The organism is Myceligenerans halotolerans (assembly GCF_054782975.1).
This window is the reverse complement of record NZ_BAAGRL010000017.1, coordinates 1-17,359: the sequence shown is the minus strand read 5'-3', so window position 1 is coordinate 17,359 and position 17,359 is coordinate 1. Positions and strand designations below refer to the sequence as shown.

At 64.5% G+C, this 17,359-nt stretch carries 24 protein-coding genes and 3 pseudogenes; 12 read left to right on the top strand and 15 right to left on the bottom strand.

Features of this window, described 5'->3' with window-relative positions:
* Nucleotides 1-7: 7 nt before the first annotated feature.
* Together ACYVK5_RS12465 and ACYVK5_RS12460 are read left to right on the top strand one after the other, a co-directional pair.
* Nucleotides 8-226, top strand: a pseudogene (locus tag ACYVK5_RS12465) (6-pyruvoyl trahydropterin synthase family protein); the annotation flags it as partial.
* A 38-nt stretch (nucleotides 227-264) separates the two neighbouring features.
* Nucleotides 265-378 (top strand): annotated as a pseudogene (locus ACYVK5_RS12460) (6-carboxytetrahydropterin synthase); the annotation flags it as partial.
* A gap of 183 nt (nucleotides 379-561) precedes the next feature.
* On the opposite strand, the gene ACYVK5_RS12455 reads toward ACYVK5_RS12460, so the two are convergent.
* Nucleotides 562-1,101 (bottom strand): DUF1016 N-terminal domain-containing protein, encoded by a 540-nt coding sequence (locus ACYVK5_RS12455; RefSeq protein WP_460705355.1) that lies wholly within the window; start codon nucleotides 1,099-1,101, stop codon nucleotides 562-564.
* Nucleotides 1,102-1,409: 308 nt separating this feature from the next.
* Here ACYVK5_RS12455 and ACYVK5_RS12450 point away from each other — a divergent pair, with 308 nt between their 5' ends.
* From ACYVK5_RS12450 to ACYVK5_RS12440, 3 genes are all read left to right on the top strand, one after another.
* Entirely contained in the window at nucleotides 1,410-2,096 is a 687-nt protein-coding gene (locus ACYVK5_RS12450) for a hypothetical protein (RefSeq protein ID WP_460705353.1), read from the top strand.
* A 365-nt stretch (nucleotides 2,097-2,461) separates the two neighbouring features.
* Entirely contained in the window at nucleotides 2,462-3,040 is a 579-nt protein-coding gene (locus tag ACYVK5_RS12445) for a hypothetical protein (RefSeq protein WP_460705351.1), read from the top strand.
* A gap of 165 nt (nucleotides 3,041-3,205) precedes the next feature.
* Nucleotides 3,206-3,502 carry a hypothetical protein gene (locus ACYVK5_RS12440; protein ID WP_460705349.1) on the top strand — a complete coding sequence of 99 codons (297 nt, stop codon included), beginning with the start codon at nucleotides 3,206-3,208 and terminating at the stop codon, nucleotides 3,500-3,502.
* A 135-nt stretch (nucleotides 3,503-3,637) separates the two neighbouring features.
* On the opposite strand, the gene ACYVK5_RS12435 is transcribed toward ACYVK5_RS12440, so the two are convergent.
* The 8 genes from ACYVK5_RS12435 to ACYVK5_RS12400 form a co-directional block, all read right to left on the bottom strand.
* Nucleotides 3,638-4,147, bottom strand: coding sequence for an endonuclease V (locus ACYVK5_RS12435; protein WP_460705347.1), 510 nt, complete (start codon nucleotides 4,145-4,147; stop codon nucleotides 3,638-3,640).
* The gene (locus tag ACYVK5_RS12430; protein WP_460705345.1) at nucleotides 4,144-4,743 is read right to left on the bottom strand and encodes a GNAT family N-acetyltransferase; all 600 of its coding nucleotides are present in this window, start codon (nucleotides 4,741-4,743) and stop codon (nucleotides 4,144-4,146) included. Before ACYVK5_RS12430 ends, ACYVK5_RS12435 begins: the two co-directional genes overlap by 4 nt.
* 230 nt (nucleotides 4,744-4,973) lie before the next feature.
* Nucleotides 4,974-5,417: an SRPBCC family protein gene (locus tag ACYVK5_RS12425; protein ID WP_460705343.1), complete on the bottom strand. Its 444-nt coding sequence runs from the start codon at nucleotides 5,415-5,417 to the stop codon at nucleotides 4,974-4,976.
* 13 nt (nucleotides 5,418-5,430) lie between these two features.
* Nucleotides 5,431-5,820: an ArsR/SmtB family transcription factor gene (locus tag ACYVK5_RS12420; protein WP_460705341.1), complete on the bottom strand. Its 390-nt coding sequence runs from the start codon at nucleotides 5,818-5,820 to the stop codon at nucleotides 5,431-5,433.
* Nucleotides 5,817-6,287: an SRPBCC family protein gene (locus ACYVK5_RS12415; protein WP_460705339.1), complete on the bottom strand. Its 471-nt coding sequence runs from the start codon at nucleotides 6,285-6,287 to the stop codon at nucleotides 5,817-5,819. Before ACYVK5_RS12415 ends, ACYVK5_RS12420 begins: the two co-directional genes overlap by 4 nt.
* 160 nt (nucleotides 6,288-6,447) lie before the next feature.
* Nucleotides 6,448-6,729 (bottom strand): SHOCT domain-containing protein, encoded by a 282-nt coding sequence (locus ACYVK5_RS12410; RefSeq protein WP_460705337.1) that lies wholly within the window; start codon nucleotides 6,727-6,729, stop codon nucleotides 6,448-6,450.
* An 83-nt stretch (nucleotides 6,730-6,812) separates the two neighbouring features.
* A complete protein-coding gene (locus tag ACYVK5_RS12405) occupies nucleotides 6,813-7,559 on the bottom strand; it encodes a hypothetical protein (protein WP_460705335.1) in 747 nt (248 codons plus the stop codon).
* A 251-nt stretch (nucleotides 7,560-7,810) separates the two neighbouring features.
* Nucleotides 7,811-8,476, bottom strand: coding sequence for a DUF6318 family protein (locus tag ACYVK5_RS12400; RefSeq protein ID WP_460705333.1), 666 nt, complete (start codon nucleotides 8,474-8,476; stop codon nucleotides 7,811-7,813).
* A gap of 574 nt (nucleotides 8,477-9,050) precedes the next feature.
* Between ACYVK5_RS12400 and ACYVK5_RS12395 the strand changes: the two genes are divergently transcribed.
* A complete protein-coding gene (locus ACYVK5_RS12395; RefSeq protein ID WP_460705331.1) occupies nucleotides 9,051-9,368 on the top strand; it encodes a pore-forming ESAT-6 family protein in 318 nt (105 codons plus the stop codon).
* Between the two features lie 64 nt (nucleotides 9,369-9,432).
* Here ACYVK5_RS12395 and ACYVK5_RS12390 read toward each other — a convergent pair whose 3' ends face one another.
* Complete coding sequence (locus ACYVK5_RS12390; protein WP_460705329.1) at nucleotides 9,433-9,915, bottom strand: GbsR/MarR family transcriptional regulator; 483 nt, start codon at nucleotides 9,913-9,915, stop codon at nucleotides 9,433-9,435.
* Between the two features lie 149 nt (nucleotides 9,916-10,064).
* Here ACYVK5_RS12390 and ACYVK5_RS12385 point away from each other — a divergent pair, with 149 nt between their 5' ends.
* The 5 genes from ACYVK5_RS12385 (at nucleotide 10,065) to ACYVK5_RS12365 (ending at nucleotide 13,187) form a co-directional block, all read left to right on the top strand.
* The gene (locus tag ACYVK5_RS12385; RefSeq protein ID WP_460705327.1) at nucleotides 10,065-10,529 is read left to right on the top strand and encodes a DUF6653 family protein; all 465 of its coding nucleotides are present in this window, start codon (nucleotides 10,065-10,067) and stop codon (nucleotides 10,527-10,529) included.
* A 39-nt stretch (nucleotides 10,530-10,568) separates the two neighbouring features.
* Nucleotides 10,569-11,147 (top strand): DinB family protein, encoded by a 579-nt coding sequence (locus ACYVK5_RS12380; protein WP_460705325.1) that lies wholly within the window; start codon nucleotides 10,569-10,571, stop codon nucleotides 11,145-11,147.
* A 101-nt stretch (nucleotides 11,148-11,248) separates the two neighbouring features.
* Nucleotides 11,249-11,386 (top strand): helix-turn-helix domain-containing protein, encoded by a 138-nt coding sequence (locus ACYVK5_RS12375; protein ID WP_460705323.1) that lies wholly within the window; start codon nucleotides 11,249-11,251, stop codon nucleotides 11,384-11,386.
* 70 nt (nucleotides 11,387-11,456) lie between these two features.
* The gene (locus ACYVK5_RS12370; RefSeq protein ID WP_460705321.1) at nucleotides 11,457-11,705 is read left to right on the top strand and encodes a nucleotidyltransferase family protein; all 249 of its coding nucleotides are present in this window, start codon (nucleotides 11,457-11,459) and stop codon (nucleotides 11,703-11,705) included.
* Between the two features lie 219 nt (nucleotides 11,706-11,924).
* Complete coding sequence (locus ACYVK5_RS12365) at nucleotides 11,925-13,187, top strand: DNA cytosine methyltransferase (RefSeq protein ID WP_460705319.1); 1,263 nt, start codon at nucleotides 11,925-11,927, stop codon at nucleotides 13,185-13,187.
* Between the two features lie 104 nt (nucleotides 13,188-13,291).
* Here the strand turns inward: ACYVK5_RS12365 and ACYVK5_RS12360 are convergent, their stop codons facing one another.
* Together ACYVK5_RS12360 and ACYVK5_RS12355 are read right to left on the bottom strand one after the other, a co-directional pair.
* Nucleotides 13,292-14,089 (bottom strand): NgoMIV family type II restriction endonuclease, encoded by a 798-nt coding sequence (locus ACYVK5_RS12360; protein WP_460705317.1) that lies wholly within the window; start codon nucleotides 14,087-14,089, stop codon nucleotides 13,292-13,294.
* Between the two features lie 142 nt (nucleotides 14,090-14,231).
* Complete coding sequence (locus ACYVK5_RS12355) at nucleotides 14,232-15,152, bottom strand: NaeI family type II restriction endonuclease (protein WP_460705315.1); 921 nt, start codon at nucleotides 15,150-15,152, stop codon at nucleotides 14,232-14,234.
* 19 nt (nucleotides 15,153-15,171) lie between these two features.
* On the opposite strand from ACYVK5_RS12355, the gene ACYVK5_RS12350 reads away from it, so the two are divergent.
* Nucleotides 15,172-15,714 (top strand): very short patch repair endonuclease, encoded by a 543-nt coding sequence (locus tag ACYVK5_RS12350; protein WP_460705313.1) that lies wholly within the window; start codon nucleotides 15,172-15,174, stop codon nucleotides 15,712-15,714.
* A 47-nt stretch (nucleotides 15,715-15,761) separates the two neighbouring features.
* Here ACYVK5_RS12350 and ACYVK5_RS12345 read toward each other — a convergent pair whose 3' ends face one another.
* From ACYVK5_RS12345 to ACYVK5_RS12335, 3 genes and pseudogenes are all read right to left on the bottom strand, one after another.
* Entirely contained in the window at nucleotides 15,762-16,754 is a 993-nt protein-coding gene (locus ACYVK5_RS12345; protein ID WP_460705311.1) for an HNH endonuclease, read from the bottom strand.
* 65 nt (nucleotides 16,755-16,819) lie between these two features.
* Entirely contained in the window at nucleotides 16,820-17,140 is a 321-nt protein-coding gene (locus ACYVK5_RS12340) for a HigA family addiction module antitoxin (RefSeq protein ID WP_460705309.1), read from the bottom strand.
* 69 nt (nucleotides 17,141-17,209) lie between these two features.
* Nucleotides 17,210-17,296 (bottom strand): annotated as a pseudogene (locus ACYVK5_RS12335) (YnfA family protein); the annotation flags it as partial.
* Nucleotides 17,297-17,359 lie beyond the last annotated feature (63 nt).

Here is a 17,359-nt window from a genome sequence, read left to right as displayed (position 1 = left end):
AGCAGCAATGCTGAGGATCACCAAAGAGTTCCACTTCTCGGCGAGCCACGTCCTCGACGAGCTGCCGGAGTGGCATCCGTGTGCCCGGAATCACGGCCACAACTACATCGTCATGCTGGAACTCTCGGCACGCGCGGGAGACCTCACGGGGCCAGGCTTCGTCCGGGACTACCGTGACCTCGACAGCTTTAAGAAATGGGTGGACGAGACCCTTGACCATCGGCACCTCAACGATGTGATGGGGGGGGGCCTTCCCCCACGGCCGAGAACTTATCCACATGGATCTACAGCCTGTGGAAGCCGCGCTTTCCCGAAATGACCGCCGTACGCGTCTCCGAGACGCCCAAGACCTGGGCCGAGTATCGTCCGGAGCAGTGAGACGGGCCTCCGTTCGTCCGGGCATCGCGGACGGTCTTGTTCACGGGCGTGGGCGGTCGCCCTTCGCGAGGCCGGCGAATCGGGACGGTGTCCATCAGCGAACAGTCCGGCTGATCCGCCACGCCTGTGCCGACGTCGGCACAGGCGTCGCGCCGACGTGGGCGTGGCGGATCAGGAATCGCATCATCTGGTGGGCAACTCCAACCCACGACCATCCGCGACCCGCCGATCGACCAAGCACTCGGTCAGCCGCCTCCGTGGCTCGTGCTCGATCGCGTGGGCGAGCGTCGTCGCCGACCAGCCGTGCTTGATCGCCTTGGAGGCGTACCGGTCGCGGCCCACGCGGGTGTCGAGCCGGTCGAGCAGCACGGTGATGTGCTCCCAGGGCAGCAGACCGATGGGTCCTCGCGCGATCGAGTCGTAGTCCGGCCAGGCTTCGGCGAACTGTCGCATGTGCACGATGTCGCCGACCGTCCAGCCCTTGGCCGTGAAGTCGCGGTGGACGTCCTCGGAGATGCGCTCGGCGGCCTTGGTGCCCCAGCCGTACGTCCCGTCGCGATCGATGAGCTCGTTCCCGGTGCGCCAGTAGACCAGTAGCAGCTCGATGTTTGCCGCTTGAGCGGCACGCAGCCGGCCCTCGCGCAGCCGCGTGCGGAGCGTGTCGTAGAACTCGGTGTACCCGACGGGCTCCACAGCGGCCGGGCGGGTGGTCGTCATCGTCATACGACAATCGTCATAGCAATCTAGCCCGGTCGCATCTTGGGTGCCGATCCGCAACATCGGCTGTGGAAAACTATCTGATGATATTCTTAGCAGGCGATCTACGGTCGGCTGCGTCCTTGTGGTGGTGGCGGCTGCCGGGTCCGTCCGCTCTTGGCGAGATGTTGTGAAGTATCACGCCTTACCTCTTGCCTGGCATCCACCTTCTGCAGGACCCTGTACGCGGTGCCCGGGTGGCGCATTCGCGCTGGACACGGACACTAGGTCTAGAAACGCCGACAAGTCCCCCGATCCCAGCCGGAGGCCCCAGGATGTCGAACAGCTTCAGTACGCCACTGCGCGTCGGCGCAGTGGCGCTGGGCGTGGTCGCGCTGGTCGCGGTCGGTCTCGTCGTCGCGTACGGCCCTGGCGAGGGCCGATGGGTCCAGGGTGCCCTCGGCGCCAGCCCGACGAAGTCCGGGTCCCCGGAACCCTCCCCCTCTGATTCGCCGACGACGGCGGAGGCGGCCGAGCCTTCACCTGCCGGGTCACCGTCGCCGAGCACGGCGGCGCAAATCAAGGCAAGGAATATTGCGGATGCGAAGGCTCGGTTGGTGGAGTACTACGCGACGCAGGCGGAGGTGGCTAACGGTGGGTACGAGCACTGGGAACGGAGACTCGGCCCATTTTGGGGGACGCAGTCATCCTGGCAAGCGATGACTACGGTCTACGAGGGAAATCGGCAGAGAGGAACCTATACCGAAGGCGCAGCCGATGTAGTTTCTATGCAGGCAACGGAATACACTCCCGATAAAACAGGCGCTCAGCACGAAGAAGTTGACCTATCTGCGTGTATTGACTTCGCGGAAGTCAGGACCTTCGACAGGGAAGGTGATTTGATTCCTCGCGATGCTTCAATCCCGATGCGCTACATGTTCAGCTACCGCTTGCGGAATCAGGGCGGAGATAACGAATGGGCGCTCATCGCTGAAGAGCCAGATCAGGAGCGGACATGCTGAGAAGGATAGCTTTTGCCGCGTTTGGAACGCTCCTTCTGATTGGGATCAGTGCGGTTCCGCCGACGGCTACCGCAGATACTCCCGTCGAATGTGACCCGGTTGTGCTGCCGGACGGGAGTGTCATCTTGCCCTGTGAGGAGCCGGGGAATCCCGGTGGCGGCGGTGGAGAGCCAGGAGGTGGCAACCCAGGTGGCGATCCTACTTGTGAGTTTGATGGCGAGAGAATCCCTTGTTCCACGGAAAGTGGCTCATGGAATGGTCGTTGCTATGCACGAGTGGATCCAAATCCGCCCCCCAAGGGATCTCCCATTTGGGAGGGTAGGGATGACGGAGTCATTGTTATCTGCACTCCATATGAATGCGCTGTGAACGGACTCGATTGTGGTGACACGACGCGAGAGCGTGTCGACAACCCGCCGTCGGGCCCCCTTGTTTCTCCCGAAGAGCTTGCTCGACGTGCCGTTGCGTCCATGAATCTGACGATGGGTGGCATCGGGAGCACGCCGCCCCCGTCGGCGATGAACGGCGACGCGATGGGGCAGCTCGGGTTGCCGATCTGGCTCTGGGTAGCGAACCGTCAGCCGAACACAGTCGGCCCGATCTCCAGTTCCGCGACGGACGGCGGTCTGAGCGTTCAGGCTCAGGGCGAGCTTGTTCGCACAGAATGGGTGATCAGCCGCAACGGGCAGGAGCTTGCCATGACCACCTGTCGCGGTCCGGCCGCCAGTGGCACGCCGTACGACGGCCGCGACTCGGCGCTTCCCAGTCCGACCTGTGGGTTCCCCGCCAGTTACAACGTCCACCCGGGCAACCTCACCCTGACAGCGACGGCCTTCTGGACCGTCACGTGGCAGGGCGGCGGGCAGAGCGGGACCATCAACGTCACGCCACCGTCGACCGACACCGCGATCCGCATCGGCGAGACGCAGACCATCCTGAACTGATCGGCAGTTCTGGGCTGGTTGGCATGGACGTAGGTAGCCCACGGCCTCGGAAGCAAGGGGGAATGCCGAGGCCGTGGGCTACGTGAACAACCTAGCGCCTTACGGGGTGCTGATGTAAATCGCAGCCAGCATTGGTCAGATCGCGTAAACGGGGGCTCATCCGGGATGTCACCACTGGCCTGGTTCGTGTTGGTCGTCGTGGGGCCGGTCGCCATCGGGCTCGTCGCGACGACGCAGTGTGGTGCGGCGAACCGCAAGAAGGAGCGGAACGGGAAGCCGATGCGTTGCCGCCGCAAGGCGGTCGGACCTATGCAGCGTTGTCACGAACATCCGCGGCAAGGTGTCACGCCGTCGGAATGGCTCGGTTTCGCGTCGTTCGCGATAGCGGTTCCAGCCTTCCTCGCCTGGCGGGCCGTCAACGACGACCCTTTCCTGAGTTCGCTCCTCCCTGGGGTGTTCTGACGGGTAGCGCGCGGTGTCGCTGCGACGAGCCCCTGTGTCAGCATGTCGCTTCGACATGGCGCCGCCATGATGCCGAGGTTCGTCGCTGACACGATCGAGACATTCTTGAGGTGCTCGCGAAGGCCCGCGGCCGCCTCAACCGGATCGTGCGAGGCGGTCGACTCTGCGTAGCGCATCCGGGAACCGGGCCTTGCCCGACATGTTGCGGACCAGGTGAGCGGCGTCGTCGGGCGGCATGCCGGCGGTGGTGACGTAGAGCGGGCGCTTCGACGTCGTGCCCCGGATCACTTCGATCGCGTGGGTGGCCGCGTTGAACCGAGTCTTCGCGACACCGAGCACGATCGCGGCGAGTCCCTCGGCGTGGACATAAGCTCCGAGGCCGGGACGGCCGTCGGGGGCGAGAGTCACGTATCCGTCGACGATCAACAGGTCGAGTGGTGCGGCGCCGGAGTCGGACAACAGCGCGCGCAATGGTGGGAGTTCGCGTTCGTAGAAGTTGCCTGGGCGGTACTCCGCGACCTCGGCCACCTCGGCGGTGCGTTCCTCGATGATCTCGCCGTAGATCGCCGTCGGGCAGACGACGAGTGCGGCGCGGGCGCCGCCTTCGGGCAGGTAGTGGACGTCGACGGCACCGAATCGGGTCACTCGTCGGCGCGCCACTCGTCAGCCAGCAGCGCGTACTCGATGCCGTCGAGCCAGCCGAGGTCGCGGTGGAACGACTCCTTGACGGTGTAGGCCTCGCGGCGCATGCCGACGCGCTCCATCACCCGCGCAGAACGCTCGTTGTCGGCGAATGCGCCCGCGGTGACCCGGCGTAGACCGAGCTCCTCGAAGCAGATCCGGACCAGCTCGCGCACGGCTTCGGTCGCGAGTCCCTTGCCGCCGAAGGTTGGGTCCAGCGCCCAGCCGAGCTCGGCCTGGCTGCCACGGGCCTGGTCGGCAGCCTCTCGCTGCGCCCAGCCGTCCTGGATCATGAGCATGAGGTCTCCGGCGATGGCACCGTCGTGTTCGAAGACGAGGGTGCGCGCCATGCGGGCGGGCTCACCCTGGTAGGTGTTCCAGTCCTGCTGGTCAGCAGGGTGCCAGGAGGTCCACTTCGAGACCTCGGGGAGGCCGCGGTACTTCCACAGAGGCTCGAGATCGTCCGTGGTGCTGCGGCGGATGATGAGCCGCTCGGTGTGAAATGGCCAGGGAAGAGGGTTGAGAGGGGACTGGGGGTCGTCGAGGCTCGCGGAGGTCACGAGTCCAAGCGTGGCATGCTCGGGCGGCTGGGCCGACTTCTTTGACGCTCGACCGTGTTGGCTGGCCAGACTGTCCGCTCCTCGCGAGATGGCGGACGGTGTCGACGGCGGCAGTGACGTGGCGGGCGATAGCCGGCCGGCGGACGTCGACCGCCTGGAGCGAGGACCCTGCCGCCGTCGACGCCTGAAAGCGGTGCGCTCGGGGACCCACCGCTTTCAGCGGTATCGGGTCAGTGCCAGTCGCTGATGACGACATCGTCCGGCGCAGGCGCGCCCTTGCCGGTCTCGATCATGGACTTGAGGCTCATCAGGAACGTCGCCCACTTGGTGCTGCAGTGGTGCATGAACTCCACGGGCTCCTTCCAGCCCGCGTGCTTGAACAGGACGATCGTGAAGTCGCCGTCCTGGCGGAGATCCCACGAGATCGTCGTTCCGATCCACTCCTCGGGGCCGTCGACGATCTCCCACACGACTCGCTCGTTCGGCCGCGCCTCGAGGACCTTCATGTCGAAGCCGCCAATGGGCGGGAAGCGGAACTTGATCACGCCGCCGGGGTCGGTCGAGCCGGTCGTGTCGGTGGTCCACCAGCCGGCGAGGCCGTCGACGGTGGTCAGCGCTTCGTAGGTCTTGTCGGGCGTCGATGCCTCGACGCCGACACGGTGCAAGATGTCCATCGCAGTCTCCTGATCAGTTGTGCTGCTCGTCCTGCTGCAGGTGTTCCTGTTGCGTGTGCTGGATCGTCTCGGCGATCCGCTTGATCCGCTGGAGTCGTGCGTCCCAGGCGGATCCGACCGAAGCGAGCTGTGCTGCCGCGCGAGCGAGCTGTGCGTCGTCGACCTGGTAGCGCTTCTCCCGGCCCGAGGTCGCCGAGTGGACGAGTCCGGCACGGTCGAGGACGCCGAGGTGCTTGGCTACGGCCTGGCGTGTGACGGGCAGTTGCCTGCCCAGCGAGGTCGCCGTGCCGCCACCCTCGGCGAGGAGCAGATCAAGCATCCGCCGACGGGTCGGGTCACCGATCGCGGACCAGAGAGCGTCATCGGGTGGCGTGGTCGCTCCGGGATCCCGGGTGTTGCTCACGGTCGGGACCTCAGCGTGGCGACGTACGGAGCGAGCCGCGGCAGGAAGTGGTCCCAGCCCTTGACGTGCTCCTGGTACTGCTCCTCGAGGACCGCGATCTCCCAGCCCATCTCACGGAATCCGGTCTCGGTCATCCGCAGCGACGTGCCGTCGTCGCGCGGCGTCAGCTCGAATGTGACGAGCAGCGAGTTTCCCTGGGCGGCGACTTCGCCGGCCGGGTGGGTCCAGCGGAAGGAGAACGTGCGCGGAGGGATCGCCTCGACGACGGTGAACGGCACGGTACCGCCACCTGTGTCGGGGTCTCCGAAGACGATCTCTCCCGTGGAGCCGGGGGTGGGCTCGTAGCGTGCGTCGTCCGGCCACCACTCCTTGAGGTGCTCCGGCTTGCTCACCACGTCGAAGACGATCTCGGGCGCGGCCTCGATGTACAGCTCGCGCTCGATGGTTCCTGGTTCCTTGCCGTCCATGGCAACCTCCTGCAACTATCGGTTGCGCATGACGCTATACCTGGATCAGGTCATACGCAACTCTTGGTTGCAGATTGACGAGGTGGGTCTTCGGCTTGCGGCGACGGCGGGTCGGCGAAGTCACGCGGCTCGGTGCGGATTCGAGACCCCTTGTAGGGAGCTAAAGGTCCAGGGCCTTGCGCTTCGCGGCGGTGAACTCCTCGTCGGTCAGCTGGCCTCGCGCGTGGAGAGCTGCGAGCTCGGTCAGGGTGGGTTGTGCCGGTCGCGGTGCCGAGGGCGTGGTGGATGCCGACGACGGTCGCACCGAACTGCGAGCCAGAAGAAGCACTACGAGAAGGACGACGCTCGCGACGAGGGCGACGATGAAGAGCAGGACGAGCAGATGCCAGGGCTGCATGGCGCCCATCGTGGCCTCCGGTGTCGGACGGGGATGATTCGTCACGCTACCGTCTCCGCCTGCGCGGCTCGCAAGAACTGGTCTGCGGGCCGACGACGCTCCGTGCGGGCGGAGGCACTGCGAGACGTTCAGTGACTCAGGTCCTCGACCAGACGAGTGCGAGCCTCGCGGATCTCTATCGGTGGGGACTGCGAAGTGGTGGTGGCTTGGCCCGGGACATCACGCCAGGCCGGATCGCCGGGGAGGCGGAACTGGCCATGCCACGTGGTGGTGAGAGTGATGGTTGCGGTTCCGGTAGCGGAGTACGCGTGGGCGACCGTGTGGTTCGGATACGGGGCGCCCGGGTCAGAACCCGTGCTCGACGTGCCGTCGCCCCAGTTCCACGTGTAGGTGTCCGGGACCGCGCGGATGCTGACCGGGATGCCGAACAGGTTGGTGTCGAGCACGCGGGGCTCGTCCTCGGCGTAGGCGATGGTGTCGAGGTTGACGAGCGTTCGGCCGTCGGGCGGTTGGACGGCGAGAGCGCTGGGCTCGATCGTCATGTTCTGGAAGGCGCGCGCGGCAGCAGCGGGGATATCGATCTGGCGGCGCTGTTCCCCTTGTTGTTGATCCTCTGCTGGCTGGGTGGGGTCGAGGCATGACTCCTCCTCGACGACCTGGGGGACAGTCCAGGTGTCGCCACTCCGCCGCTGCTCGAAGAGGGCGCCTTGCGGCTCCTGGCCGGCGTCGCACTCGAGGTTGTCGTATGCGAGCCGCTGGCCTTCGCCCTCGCACTCGGCGCGGAGTACAGGCGCTGCGCCCGCGAGATCGGAGAGCTGGCAAAGTTCCGGCGTGGCGCGCCACTGGCGGACGTTCTCGTTGGTGGCACTCCTCATGCCATCGCTATCCGATGACGCCGGAGTCTCGGCGTGTGGTGGCAGAGCAGATGGATGTCCTGGGGTGTTGGCTGCGCCGGTACCCGTCGTGCCGCCGGGCGCTGTCGACAGAGTGGCCGTAACGCTCACCTGCTGCTCAGATGCTCGGCCGCCGATGGACGGGTGCGGCTGACCGTCGGCATCCGCCGAAGGGGTCAAGACCAGTATGCCCAGGGCACAGAGGGTGCCGGCGCTTATCAGGCGACCGAACATCACTCACCACCGGAGGTTGAGGCGACCTCTGCAATGACCCATTGCCCGGCCCGTCGACCAACTTCGATTCGGAGATCGGATGCGACCTCTTCCAGGGCCGAGACCTCCTTGCCTTGCTGGTCAATTACCTGTGATGCATCCTGTACAACGCTCAGGTCTAGCGGATAGATGCCTGTGAGTTCGTCACGTTCATACATTTGGCCGATGGTGATCGCCGTCTGCCCACCGATGTACGACTCCTCGTTGCGAGCGATCCGGCGTGCGTCGCTGAGCGTGTCCGCACAGAACCCACAAGCCTCATGGCTCATAGCCTCGAACTCTGCCGTGTCCCCGGTCGCCATCACGTACGGATACAGCTCGATGAAGTACTCCGCCGCCGCAGCAGCACCCTTAGCGTCGTTCTGCTTCATCGCTGCCGGGCGCTCCGGCTTCTTGACCTCGGCGCTCGCCGACCTCGAGGCCGACGGCGAGGCCGTAGGTTCACCCGCGACCGTCGTCGTCGGCGAAGGGCCTACGTCAGCGTTGCCGGTGCAGCTGGTGAGCCCGCCCAGAGCAACGGCGAGGGCCACACCGCGTAGAACGGCGCTGGCGCCAATACGCCCAGCTGCTACACGGCCTCGCGAGGCCGCCGATCGTGGTCGTGAGTGTTCGGCTGTCGGTCGCATGGAGCCCCCTGACGACGTCGTCCACCTGGACGGTTGCGGATGCGCAACGAACATCGACGCTAGCCGCACCCCCGCAGGATCGCACGGGCGGCCTGTGGATAACCGGTTCCACCGGGCGAAGCCCCGCGGTCGAGCAAACCCGGTGCGTGTGCGGACATACTCGCGTGGTTCGTGACCGATCTGCCCCACTTCCCTTGACCGCGGGCGGGATGTCGAGATTGGGTGTATCGAGACAGCTCCGTCAATGGGACGAACCACGGGACAGGGGGAGGGGGCGGTCGTGGAGCAGGGCCTGCCACGTGCTGAGCGGTCGTCGGTCTTGATGGCGGACACACCGGCTCGGCAGATCTCCAGCGCATCACCGGCCGTACCGGCGGGCCTGGTCAGGACCGAGCAGGCTTCCCCAGAGGGCGACGCCGAACATGATGCCGAGCGCGCACACAAGGTCCGGCCGGCGCCATCATCGGCACCGTTCGCTGTGGCGTGTTCCGGAAGTGGGCGCTGAGCGCTTACCGTCCCCAGAGCGGGTCAGTTAATTTCGAACAGATGGTCGAGCAGACAGGGGGTTCGTCCGATGGTGGGTGCGAACGACATGGAGCACCGCGATGACGACGCCGAGGCTTCGGCGCGGGCGCAGGAGAATCTCGACCGGATCGCGGCCCGGTTGGAGGCCTTGGTCGCGCAGCGCGACCCGGACGTGAAAGCGACGATGGCTGACCATCCAGCCGATGGCGTCCTGGACGAGTACCGCGCCAAGGAGCAGCGGTGGAACGCCGCCGCTGACGAGGTGCGTGGCATCATCCGCATGATGCACCAGGCGCTGGATGAGAACGACGCACCGGTGACGCGCACGCTGAACAAGGCGAAGCCGACAACGGACGGCATCGGCTGAGGTCTGGTCGGGGCGGCGGTCGCGGCCTGCCCGAGATCGCGGCAGGCCCTGACCGCGGCTCTCGCTACGCCCGGGAGCTCCTTCGCGCCTCGTACTGCTCCCGCCATCGCTCGACCAGCGGCACCATCTGTTCGGTCATGTAGGCATAGAAGTCCCGCATTTCGTGCAGGCGGTCCGCCGTCGTCGAGCCCTCCGGTGCTGCCGCCAGGCCCTCCTCCGCGGCTGTGGTCATTGCCCGCAGCACCTCGTTCTGCTGCGACATCAGGCCTGCCCACGCGCCGGAGCGGAACCGGTAGTGGTCGCGTCGGCTGCCCGGTGCGGGCATGCGCTCGATGAAGCCGGTCGGCAGGAGCTGCTTCACCGCTGCCGACACTCCACCCGAACTGATCTGCAGCTGCTCCCGCAGATCGGCGGAGGTCATCGTGTCCTGCTCGGTGTAGAGCAGCGCGGTGAGGACCCGCGCCGTCGACTTCTGCATGCCGCCCTGGGCGAGCGTCAGGGCGAGCTTCTCGGCGGCGTCCCGCAACGTGGCGTGCTGAGTTTCCACGTCGCTAACCCTACTTCCATCAGAGTGTTCAGAAATCTCTGAAAGTTGAGTACTCTGATGGACGACGACGACCGCAGGCCGCGGAACCACGCCCGCGACCGCCGTCGGCCACGACATGACCGCGCACTCGACCTGCCTGAAGGAGCCTCATGGACGTGAAGAACGCCGTCGCCGGCGCGCACGGCATGACCGACGACGCCTGGAAGCGCCACGCCAACCCCTGGAGCGTGTGGACACGGCTCGCCGCGATCCCGGCGCTCGAGCTCGCGGTGTGGAGCCGAGAATGGATCGGCTGGTGGTGCCTGGTGGGTGTCGCGGTCGTGGCGGTGTGGCTGTTCTGGCTGAACGTGCGCATCTTCGGGCCGGTGGGACCGACGTCGTGGGCGGCGCGCGGGATCTACGGCGAGCAGCTGCACGTCGCCGGCGACCTGTCCGCGGAGCATCTCGTCATCACGCGGATCCTGGTGGCGGCCGGCCTGGGTGGCTTCGGGCTGATCGCGTGGGGCCTGGTCGCGCTGGATCTGTGGCCGCTCGTCTCAGGGACGGTGCTGCTGCTCATGGCTCAGCTCTGGCGGATCGACCGGTACGGGCTGCTGTATCAGCAGCGGGCGTAATCGCTTGCTCGCGCCAGCTCGTCACGGTTGGCTGACCCTATGACGACGACTCCCGAACGCTGGACCCAGGGAACCAACCTCTACAACTGGGTCGACGGCGATGAGGACCCTCGGCGCGCGCTCGCCCACCCTGTCGGCGAGAAGGAGACCCTGGCGAACTACCTCAAGCACTACCGCTTCACGCTCGTGATGAAGTGCGAAGGCCTAGACACCGAGCAAATGGCGCGGCGATCGGTGCCGCCATCGACGATGTCCATGCTCGGGCTCGTGCGGCACATGGCTCAGGTGGAGAACCACTGGTTCGAGCGCATCCTCAAGCAGCAGCCCGACGTCCAGCAGATCTACGACACCCCTGAGGACAACGATGCCGACTTCAACGGTGCCGTCGCCGACCCGGCCGTCGTGGAGGGGGCGTGGGCGACGTGGCGTGATCGAGTTGCCTCCGCCGACGCCTGGCTCGACGCCCTCCCGGAGGAGGACCTGGGCACGACGGTTCCCCACCGCGACAGGCAGGTTCCCGTGCGGGACGTCCTGGTCCACATGATCGAGGAGTACGCCCGCCATCTGGGGCACGCGGACCTGCTGCGGGAGTCGATCGACGGGCGGGTGGGGCAGTAGCAGGGGAGCTCTGGTCGTCGCGTACGACGGCGGTCGTGGTGGGGTTGGGCTTGGGCGCTCGGTGACCAGGGCTGCGATCGCAAGTTCGCTATCGTCACCCCGTGGACGAGTTCGCGCAGTTCCTGCGTGTCCGGCGCGAAGCGGCCGGACTGAGCCACGCGCGCTTGGCGGAGCTCACCAGGGTTCGGCAGTCCACGATCGCGGCGATCGAGCGGGGGGTGACGCGATGCGTCGACTGACGCGCGAGACCGTCTCGCTCGGGCCCTCCGGATCCGCCCTCGAGACATTCTCCTCAACCGCCGGGATGACGTGGTTGCGACGGCAGCCAAGTTCGGTGTCACCGATGTGCGGGTCATCGGCTCGGTGTCGCGAGGCGAGGACACGCTGTGGTCCGACGTCGACCTCATGGTCAAATATCCGGACGGCTTCGATCTCGCGGACAAGTACGCACCGGTCGGAGCCCTGGAAGAGCTACTGACCGTGGATGTCGACGTCATCTCGCGGGACTCGGACACCCCTGCCGCGGACCAGGCACGCGATGAGGCGGTTCCTCTGTAACCCAGGTCGAAGGTGCCGGCATTGGGTGTCGGCGGTCATGGAAGCGCTGGCTGTGGACAACTGGCATCTGCTCGGATGTACGCAACACTGGCACCGGGTTGCTTGGTGTGACGTCCTCGTAGTGGGAGAATCGAACTCATCCGTCGGCTGCTCTCGACAGGATTGAACGCCTGTGCGAAAATGTGGATGGAACGATGATGCAATTGAGGAGGATCTCCGGTGGGTTACAGCGTCGTTGAGATCTGTGCGGGTGCTGGTGGACAGGCGCTAGGTCTGGAACGCGCGGGCTTTGAACACGCCCTTGCGGTAGAGATAGATGACAACGCTGCCGCAACGTTGCAGCTCAACCGACCTCACTGGAAGGTAGCGATCGGCGACGTCGCGGACGAATCGGTCTGGACCCCGGAACACTACGGCGGTATTGCGTTGCTTGCGGGCGGCGTCCCTTGTCCTCCATTCTCGATCGCTGGAAAACAGCTGGGAGCCAACGACGAGCGGGACTTGTTCGCGTGGGCCGTCGAGGCGTGCGGTCGGATACAGCCCCGGGCTCTCATGCTAGAAAACGTTCGAGGCCTATCGATGCCACGTTTCGCAGGTTATCGTCAAGCAGTCATCGACAGGCTTGCCGATCTCGGCTACGTGGCTGATTGGAAGCTGCTGCACGCTTCGGACTATGGGGTCCCGCAGCTTCGTCCACGCTTTGTTCTCGTGGCACTGCGGGAAGAAGATGCACCGTACTTTCAGTGGCCAGAGCCGCATGACCGGGTTGTCAGTGTTGGCGAGGCGCTGCACGACCTGATGGCTGAGAATGGATGGGAACACGCCTCGGAATGGGCTTCTACTGTGACCGGTGTTGCCCCCACAATCGTGGGGGGCAGCAAGAAGCATGGAGGTGCCGACCTCGGGCCAACACGTGCCAAGAAGGCATGGCGTGAGATGCACGTCGACGGTCACGGACTCGCCGACGCCGCTCCACCGGAGGGTGCGCCCCATTTCTTCGAGAAGCCTCCACGCCTTACGGCCGAGATGGCAGCCCGCCTTCAAGGCTGGGGAGACGGGTACGAGTGGAAATTCACGGGTCGGAAGACCGCTCGGTACCGTCAGGTCGGAAACGCATTTCCTCCGCCGCTTGCGGAAGCTGTTGGCGGGGCGATCTTCGCAGCGTTGGAGCATGAGCGCGAGTACGAGGGTACGCGTGAGCTAGCAGCGCATGCCGTCCATGACGACGTCTACCGGGCTCTGCGCGGGAGCGAGAAGTTTCAATCGGTCCCGGAGCTTCGTGGGCTCCTTTTTGAGAGATACAGCGAATCCGAAATTCTGAAGCGGGTTGACAACCTTCGCCGTGACTTTGCGATTGAAGAACGGAAGGTGCGCGGACAGGTGGCATACAAGCTTGGTGGATTTAATGCGTTCACCGGACAGGACGACCACGCTCGCCACCTGGCCTTTGCTGCCGCTGCTACTCGGTCGAGGATCAGTTAAGAAGACTTCATTCGATCGGTTGATTAGGATCCGCGCAGAGGTAGACGGCCCGCCTCAGGCTTGGTATCAAATGCATCTGGGGAATCGAGTCCATTGATACGTGCTTACCAGCGCTCGAGATCGTCGGCGAGGTAGTGGAAGCTCTTCAGTCGCCGCTGTCCCACTACCTCGTCCCATGCCTCTTGCTGCCCGCGGTTAGACGAGGCCGCCACAGCGCGGTCGAGTGCGTCGAATGCCACATGATAGGTCGCATCAACCTCACCTGTTCCGCGGGCAATCGATGCGAGTCGACTCGGCAGGGGCTCAGCAGTAACGGTCACGAGGTGCGGTTGCCGTCCGCGCCTGTGGCGAATCATCTGGTTAAATTCGTGGCGAATGTTCTGCACTCGGTCTGAGCGAATGGTCCACTTGCAGGAGACTGCAGCGTGAAGGAAGGCCAGTCCGTCGACCGCGGCCGCACCCTCTAGTCCGACCGTTACGTCAGGCTTTATGTGATAGTCGCGGCCTACCGTGATCCGAATGTTCGGATCAGAAGCAACGATCGCATCAAGGTCATTCAAGTGTCCATACTGGGCAAACTTTGTGATCTTCTCACCGCGCTCAACAAGCCACCTCCGAGACGGGGCGAGGTTAGGAAGCTCCATGGCTATCTCATTCCTCACCCAATTTTCGAGGCTCGCGCCTGGGTTCGATGGGAGCGGTAGGGGATTCATCTGATTCTCGTTTGGGTTCCTGAGACCAAGTTCGGCAAGCATTTTGGCACCCAAAGTGAGACTCTCAAGGCTGGCCACATCAGAACAGTTGGGCACCCACAGCCATCCAGCTTTGTTCTTTGGCCTGCCATCTTTCCTCGGTGAGGGCTTCCAGCCCGTGAAATTGAAGATTCCGCCAGTTGCGTTCACAATTTACTCCCTTGGCGCTAGTCCGTGATACTGCTGATGTAGGAATATGGTGGATCTGGCATGTATTGGAATGCCGCGGCTGCAGTTGGGTCCTGCATGATTTTTCTGGGGCAGCCGATCCGATCGCGGATTAGAGAGATCGCTATCTTGTGAGGCGTGGCGCAGTCGCGGTGACTTTCTCGTCTGGACGTGCATGCCGCCATCGGCGGCTACCGATCATGGTTCCTTCCTCGCTCGCAGAAGGGGTGACTCGCACAGAGATGTACTCATCCTTGAGCGGGACTGGGACGCCGAGTTCTTCCGCGTGGCGCTGATGGTACGCACCGCTCAGGATGAGATAACCATCGGCCATCAAGAGATCTCGCGCGCCACCGTTGTGGCGGATGCGCTTCTGCGCGTCGAGTTGACGAGTGACTGTTGCAACAACGCCGCGGGTTACGAGTGTTCCTTCAGTTGCTTTGAATAGGCGCGCAGCTCGCTCCGTTCCTGAAGCACTCGGATCGGTGATGTGCTCGATAGCGGCCGATGAAAGGTGAAGCAGTGCGTTAGGTCGTAAGGGCTCATTTCGCCACAACCAGTGGATCGAACTCCTCCCGAGATTGTTCAGCTGAGTCTTCGCGTCGCGATTGACCTTCTGCCTCCGGACGTCAGCAGTCACGCGGATCAGGCCCAGGGACCACACGCTGTCCGCATCGCTGCCAGTCGCAACGAGCGCGATCCGGTCGAACACCTCAGGCGGAAGCATCCATCCGCCATCCTTCTGACTCCACTTGGCGTCGACTTCGTAGCCGGAAATCTCAAAGTCTGTCGCGTCTCCGTCGTTGAACAGGAACTCGCGCTGCGCATGGATCTCAAAGAGAGTGCCAAAGTGGGTCTTCTCAGTCTTCATCAGCTGGTCCCAGCGATACCGGCCGGTCTCCTGCCCGTTGTAGAGCACGTCGTACGTGTGGCGGATGAGGTGCGACCAGCGCTTGCCTCGTGGGTCGGCCGTGCGAAGGGTAGCGGCGACCTTGGCGATCGCCGGGTCCTGAGCCTGGTCGAAGAGCTCAAAGGGGGTATCCATGGCTCAAACGGTAGCGCCTATGCTTCAGTACCAAGTGAGAGCCTCGCCGCGGCTGTGGATGACGTGCGATGTCCACAGCGGCGTCGCTACCGGGCAGGACGGAGTGGAAGTGGGCGAGAAAGCCGACGGAGAGCTATCTAGGACACGGTCATGGGCCGTGTCGCCGGGTCGGCGTCGTAACATGCAGGCGAATCGGCACCGCGACACCGGACCAGAGCTCGCGATCCGTCGGCTGCTACATGCGCAAGGGCTTCGCTACCGAGTTGACCAGCGGCCTCTTGTGGAGCTGCGGCGCAAGGCAGATATCGTCTTCACACGCATCGCGCTGGCCGTCTTCATCGATGGCTGCTACTGGCACGGCTGCCCCGAGCACTACAGACAGCCGAGCGCTCACGTCGAGTACTGGTCCGCGAAGATCGCCGGGAACGTGGCTCGCGACGCCGACACAAACGCGCGACTCGCAGAAGCTGGGTGGACAGTTCTCCGGATCTGGGAGCACGAGGAGCCGATTGCGGCCGCGCGGCGCGTGGCTGATGAGGTACGGCGACTTCAGGAGCTTTAGATGCCCGGGCCGGCGGGCCATACGCTTGCTTGGCATCCGTCGGTCATCTACCCGAAGACATAGGTCTGGTGATAGTCGAGGTACTCCGCCCGGGGCATCTGCGCCGAGTCCGGGAAGTGAAGGTCTGGTCTCAAGCTATCGGCGGTGAAGGCCTGAGCAACGGACTGGTTCCTCGAGATCGCGCGATCGAGGCGAGCTGACCGACGGACGGTCAGGTCTCCGCGCAGGGTAATGAGCCCCGCGTCAAACGCGGCGTCGTGCGTGGGGCAGGCAGCAATCCCGTTCGTGACGTCGAGTCGTTCGTCATCGCTCGAAGCGCGCCAAGGCTTGATATGACCGGCGCGAAGGAGACTCGGCCTCACCTTATCCTCCAGTGAGAAACCGCAGAAGACGCAGGAGTGCGCACAGTTGCGGTACACACCGAGGGCGAACCGGTTCTGTCCAAGCCGGATCTGTGTCATGAGATGGTGCTCGGTTGCGGTAAGGTCCGCTGAAGGGACACTCAACTCATCGATCTGACCCTCCAGATATTCGTCGACATCCTGATCGTGAAGTTCTTCCAGACCGAGAAGTTCTGGCGTACCGCCCAGCTCGACGCCTAGAAAATCAGGGAGGCGGGCGGGTCCGACGCCGTGATCGCGGGCCGAGGCAAACACAACCCGGTAGAGAGTGGCGAGGAGTTTGAGGTCACTTCCGAGTCTGACTCCCACCGCGAGTTCATGCTTTCCGCCTTTACTGCGTCCGCGCTTCCCATCAAGGTTGCTCATCTTGTCGACGATGCTCTTTGCTGGTCGCTCGAAGAGGCCTCCGAGTACCCGGATCGGTGGTGCTGCGTCTCGCACATTTGATGAGTTGAGCTTGTCGTAGTCGACGACGACAAGTCTTGCGGCCGCACAGAGAATCGCCTCGACCGGCGTGAACCTGGCCTGTCTTGTCCCAGGGGCTGGAGTGGTTCTGGCGAGGATCGCTCCCCACTGCGCATCGGCCTGTCCGAGTGTCAGCTCGAAGTAATCTGACTCGCTGTATGAGCTTCGCGCCACGCTGCCTCCTGGTGGGGCGTGTTGCGAATCCGCAACACTCCAGGTCAGAGGCTACTGTCGGCTCTTCATTGAAGCAACGTGAGGCGGGAGCACGCATCGTCCTTAGGCGGTTGGATCTTCTCGAGCCGGTCGCCGAGCTCGTCGCGCTCGATCTCAAGGTCGTGGCGGGCCTGGAGGTTGATCCAGAACATGGCTGTCGTGTTGAAGTAGCGGCCCAGGCGCAGCGCAGTGTCCGCGGTGATCCGACGCTTGCCGTGGACGATCTCGTTGATCCGACGAGGAGGCACGCCGATCGCGACGGCGACCGCGTGCTGCGTGGTCCCGAGTGGCTCGATGAACTCCTCAAGCAGGACCTCGCCTGGGTGGATAGGAGCGATCTTGGTCATGTCGTCCTCCTCAGTGGTAGTCCACGATCTCGACGTCGTCCGCTCCGTTCGGCAACGCCGCTCCGCCGTTCACGCTTCCCCCCGCGGCCCATACATGATCACAGCCATCCCACCCAAACAGATCAGCGCCCCCGCCACGTCCCACCGATCCGGCCGGTTGGCAATCCCTTGAAACCGTGGAGGCGTGATTTTGCTTGGTCTGGCAGTCGTGCCTCGCGG